Source organism: Pseudescherichia sp. (assembly GCF_031998825.1).
Taxonomy (GTDB): domain Bacteria; phylum Pseudomonadota; class Gammaproteobacteria; order Enterobacterales; family Enterobacteriaceae; genus Pseudescherichia.
Genome location: NZ_DAMACX010000097.1, coordinates 1 through 5,271, shown reverse-complemented (window position 1 = coordinate 5,271; position 5,271 = coordinate 1). Strand labels below are relative to the sequence as shown.

The 5,271-nt window shown below is 51.4% G+C and carries 5 protein-coding genes; 4 read left to right on the top strand and 1 reads right to left on the bottom strand.

Going from position 1 to position 5,271, the window contains the following annotated elements; translation table 11 throughout:
- Positions 1 to 109 precede the first annotated feature (109 nt).
- Genes RTP97_RS21175 through RTP97_RS21160 form a run of 4 tightly spaced genes read left to right on the top strand, consistent with a single transcriptional unit; the run spans position 110 to position 3,173 of the window.
- A complete protein-coding gene (locus RTP97_RS21175; RefSeq protein ID WP_312417141.1) occupies positions 110 to 826 on the top strand; it encodes a hypothetical protein in 717 nt (238 codons plus the stop codon).
- A gap of 1 nt (position 827) precedes the next feature.
- Complete coding sequence (locus RTP97_RS21170; RefSeq protein WP_312417139.1) at positions 828 to 1,532, top strand: hypothetical protein; 705 nt, start codon at positions 828 to 830, stop codon at positions 1,530 to 1,532.
- Positions 1,533 to 1,542: 10 nt separating this feature from the next.
- Positions 1,543 to 1,800 (top strand): PAAR domain-containing protein, encoded by a 258-nt coding sequence (locus RTP97_RS21165; protein WP_312417136.1) that lies wholly within the window; start codon positions 1,543 to 1,545, stop codon positions 1,798 to 1,800.
- On the top strand, positions 1,800 to 3,173 hold the full coding sequence (locus RTP97_RS21160; RefSeq protein ID WP_312417134.1) for a hypothetical protein: 1,374 nt from the start codon (positions 1,800 to 1,802) through the stop codon (positions 3,171 to 3,173). Before RTP97_RS21165 ends, RTP97_RS21160 begins: the two co-directional genes overlap by 1 nt.
- Positions 3,174 to 3,571: 398 nt before the next feature.
- Here the strand turns inward: RTP97_RS21160 and parE are convergent.
- On the bottom strand, positions 3,572 to 5,271 hold a 1,700-nt coding region (parE, locus tag RTP97_RS21155; protein WP_312417131.1), incomplete at its 5' end, for a DNA topoisomerase IV subunit B.

The following is a 5,271-nucleotide window of genomic DNA, read 5'->3' as shown; positions in this document are numbered from 1 at the left end:
GTGATTTGGCCGCCGGTAATCAGGAAGTGGCAAACCTGCAGTGGGATATGCCGAAACCAAAGTCTGACCGTAGCCTGGGTATCATCAGTCAGAAACGGTGGTGGGAATCATGAAACCGCTATATGCAACGGGGATCAGCTTAGCAGCGGTGCTGGTGATTTCCGGCTGTCAGGCGAAAACCAAAGAGCCGCCGACCCAGGTGGTTTACCGTTTTGACGATCACCGCTATCTGGAGCTGAAAGGCTGGGACTGCGAGGGGGAACTCTGGTACACCGATTCTAAACGAGGGATACACACAAGAATAGCCAGTCAGTTCTATCGTATTTTTACCAAAAAATATGTTCATCCCTCAGAACGTTATATTGCGATTCCATGGTGGGGAGATATAACGGGCGGCTTTTCTGTGTCAAAAGATTATGGACGAACCTGGGAGTTGGGTGGTGCGTCCATGTCTCCTGGTAAAAATGAACCTGATGGAAGTAATGCTCCCTATTATGACGATGTTGTCTCTTTCACGGTGGTCAATGACCAGGGTTTTTTGCAGACGAAACACCGGCTGTATATGTCATCAAAGCCGTTTGATGACCCACGTATTCTGCCGGGAGGGGCGGGGATTCAATATCGCTTAGATAGTGGCGAAACAGATGAAATCACACCAGATGCGCCAGGATGGCGATGGGGGTTAGTTTATTTTACTCAGGAGGGGTTGCAGGGAAAAGTCATGCGTCGTGAGGCTAATTACCAGAACCTTCCCGCCACAGCACCGGAAATAAAAGGTTATACCGGCTGGGACCATATGCAGTGCAATATGGATGCGGGGCGCTGATATGAATCTGAAATATGCAACAGGCATCACGCTGGCAGCGGTGCTGGTAATTTCTGGCTGTCAGGCGAAAGCCAAAGAGCCGCCGATCCAGGTAGTGTACCGTTTTGACGATCACCGCTATCTGGAGCTGAAGGGGTGGGACTGCGAAGGTGAACTCTGGTACACCGATACGCAGCGCGGCATTCACACTGAGCCGGTGAGTCAGTTTTACCGGATATTTACTAAAAAATATGTTCATCCGTCTGAACGTTATATCGCCATTACTGGTTGGGGAGCTGGCGGGTTTCGGGTTTCAAAAGATTATGGGCAAACCTGGCAGATCGCACAATTTTCTCCAGGAGCAAATGAACCTGATGGGATGAACGCTCCGTCGCAGGAAGATGTTCTCTCCTTCACGGTCGTCAATGACCAGGGTTTTTTGCAGACGAAACACTGGCTGTATATGTCGTCAAAGCCGTTTGATGACCCGCGCATTCTGCCGGGAGGGGCGGGGATTCATTATCAACTTGAAGACGGGGTCACGGGGGATATAACACCGCAATCTCCAGGACCCGCCTGGGGAATGGATTACATCACGAAACAGGCACTTGAAAATGACACGGCTAAATATCATACCAATTATCAAAATCTTCCCGACCAAATTCCAGAAGTAAAGGGTTACACCGGCTGGGACCATATGCAGTGCAATATAAACGCAGGAAAATAAGGAGATAAAAATGAAAGGTGTTATTCGGCTCAATGATCCATTAGTAAGCGGTGGAAAAGTAATTACCGCATCCGGCGCGAATTTCATGGGGCTTCCTGTTGCTCTGAAAGACGACAGGGTTGAATGCCCTGAGCACAAAGGAACATTCGCTATTTCAGAGTGCCACCCAACCTGGACGATGAATGGCCGTGGTGTTGTCGTGGATGGGTGCAAAGCGGAATGTGGATGTGCGATCCGGACTACCCTATCTGTTGCGGGGGCAGTCTGATGAAGTGGTGGTACTATTATGAACAGGAAGAGCCGGATCATTTTAGGTTGCCTGTACGACCTACGGTTACAGTTTTTTGCGTTATTATTCTTATTTCTGTTGCCATCCGAGCCGTAACATGGCCAGAAAACAAGCACATTAATGCGGATTTTCTTATGCAGGCCGTCATGTTTCCTGCCTTTGCGCTTATTACGTTGGGACTTTTTATTCTCTTTGTCGCCAGCAGCGTGCGGCATTATCTGGCAACCCGGCTGGCGATAAAAAACCAGCAAGACGAAGAGATAAAACGGTATGCCCGGGATCATCTTATTATTGCGGGCCGGACTGTTCTGACACCACTGGCAGAGCCAGCGCTAAATATGCTCAAGCTGGAAGGCGATTTTCCACTGGCGCCCAAAACCCCGCTTATGATCCCCAGTGAAGAGGCGTTTGAGGTTACCCGGAATGAAATGTTGCTTGAGCGATTGGTGGTCCCACTGGCAGATAAGCTGAAAAATCATTACTCCCGGTTTTTCGAAGCAGCGATCTGGGTGCGGGGTGGCGATGAATCCTATAGTGAAATCTTACAGCGTATTCTCGAACGGCAGGGAGTAAAGGTAAATAAAATCGAATATCTGCCAGACTGTCCGGACTATTCGCTCCTTGATAAGTGGATCGACTGTGCTCGCGATTGTATATTCAACCGTCTTTTAGTGACGATTGATCTGCACGATGACGAGGTCGAGTCAAAGTCGATGGAAAATGCATGTGCTTTTTTGTTGACCAATCAGTACAGCGAAATCGAAGGCGAATTTCCGGTATATCTCTATCGACCGTTAACCGAAATCGTTGATGTAGAAGAAATGCTGCCTATCTATTTGTATGCGGAATCTGTCAGCGCCCCTAAAACGCTCTGGTATACAGGACTTTCCAGGACACAAAAATACCCGCTGTTACAGGTGCTGGATGAGAAAAAAATTGTAGCGAATCGGCTGGATATTGAAGCGTCATTTGGCGAAAAAACAGCAGGCTACCAATGGCTGGCCCTGGCGCTTGCGGCTGATGCAACAATGTACGCACAGGGTAATCAGCTGGTTGCCGCTGGGGAGATTACCCGCATGGCAATAACGGCGTTATCATCGCATTTAACTCCTGAGCCAATATCTTACCAGCCGGTAATTTATATGTATCCCTGGCTATACGGTTTACTTGCTGGCTTTATGTTTGGTACTACTTCTGTTTCTGGGTTTTGTTTATATGATAAAAAAGATGCTTTTTCGGATGGCTGGTTTCTTATCGTTATCGGTTTTTTTTCTATTTTTTGCATGGCGTATGGCGCTTTGATTACATTTTTCATGGAGAAGAGAGCAATGAAGCATATGAGAGGGTATTAATGATGGCTATTTTTCACGTAATAGCTAAATACGCAACATGGTATTATTTCTGGTTTATAACTGTGACGCTGCTGCAAGTAATAATTTTTGTTGTTAGTTGTGAAGAGTTACCTATCAGAGAGAAAAGACGATACTGTAAAAAACATAATCTACGATCGGTAAATGATGTTCCAGAAGTCAAGGCAATGTTTAATTCTATTATCAGGGGTTATCGCAGGGAGTGCTATCTAAAAATATCATCTTACCGCACAATTTATGAGGCTGTCTTACTGGTTTATATAGTTTCATTTATTATATTAACCAGTTTAATTATTGCATATGATTTTTATTCGCGCATAGCGTAAAGCGCTGCGATGGAAATCATGCGATAAAAAGCCCCGCATCGCGGGGCTGGTTTATCAGGCTTCGATATCGGCCATATCGCCTTTTTCCTGGAGCCAGTTGCGACGGTCTTCCGAACGCTTCTTGGCCAGCAGCATATCCATGATGGCGTTGGTGCGCTGATCGTCATCGTCGCTAATGGTGAGCTGCACCAGGCGGCGGGTGTTTGGATCGAGCGTCGTCTCACGCAGCTGCATTGGGTTCATCTCCCCCAGCCCTTTAAAGCGCTGGACGTTAGGCTTGCCTTTCTTACGCTTCAGCTGCTCCAGCACGCCCGCCTTCTCCTCTTCGGTCAGGGCGTAGTAGACCTCTTTGCCCAGATCGATACGGTAGAGCGGCGGCAGCGCGACGTAGACGTGACCATGCTTCACCAGCGTGCGGAAGTGCTTCACAAACAGCGCGCAGAGCAACGTGGCGATGTGCAGGCCGTCGGAGTCCGCATCGGCGAGGATGCAGATCTTGCCGTAACGCAGCTGAGTCAGATCTTCGCTGTCTGGATCGATGCCGATGGCTACCGAAATGTCATGCACCTCCTGCGAGGCCAGCACCTCGTCAGAGGAGACCTCCCAGGTGTTAAGGATCTTGCCCTTCAGCGGCATGATCGCCTGGAACTCACGGTCGCGGGCCTGCTTGGCCGAGCCGCCTGCCGAATCACCCTCGACCAGGAACAGCTCGGTGCGGTTGAGATCCTGCGCGGTGCAGTCCGCCAGCTTGCCGGGCAGCGCCGGGCCGCTGGTGAGCTTTTTACGCACCACCTTCTTCGCCGCCCGCAGACGACGCTGGGCGCTGGAGATCGCCATCTCGGCCAGCATCTCTGCCGCCTGTACGTTCTGGTTCAGCCACAGGCTGAAGGCGTCTTTCACCACGCCGGAAACGAACGCGGCGCACTGGCGCGACGACAGACGCTCTTTGGTCTGCCCGGCAAACTGCGGATCCTGCATCTTCACCGACAGCACGTAGGCGCAGCGGTCCCAGATATCCTCCGCCGACAGCTTGACGCCGCGCGGCAGGATGTTGCGGTATTCGCAAAACTCGCGCATCGCATCCAGCAGCCCCTGACGCAGGCCGTTAACGTGCGTCCCGCCCTGCATGGTGGGGATCAGGTTTACATAGCTCTCGGTGAGCAGCTCCCCGCCCTCCGGTAGCCACAGCAGCGCCCAGTCCACCGCCTCGGTGTCACCAGCAAAAGCGCCGATAAAGGGCTTCTCCGGCAGGGTCGGCAGGCCGTTAACCGCTTCGGCAAGGTAGTCGTTAAGGCCGTCGGCGTAGCACCAGCGCTGCTCGCTGTCGTTAACTTTATCTTTAAAGATAATCTCCACGCCGGGGCAGAGCACCGCTTTGGCCTTCAGCACGTGGGTCAGGCGCGATACCGAGAAGCGCGGGCTGTCGAAAAAGCTTTCGTCAGGCCAGAAGTGAACGCTGGTTCCGGTGGTGCGCTTCGGCGTGCTGCCGACCACGGAGAGATCTTTTACTTTGTCGCCGTTGGCAAAGGCGATGTTATAGACCTTGCCGTCGCGCTTGACGTTGACTTCAACGCGTTTTGACAGGGCGTTAACCACCGAGATCCCTACGCCGTGCAGGCCGCCGGAGAACTGGTAGTTTTTGTTCGAGAACTTACCGCCCGCGTGCAGGCGGCAGAGGATCAGCTCAACTGCCGGAACGCCCTCTTCCGGGTGGATATCCACCGGCATACCGCGCCCGTCGTCGATGACTTCCA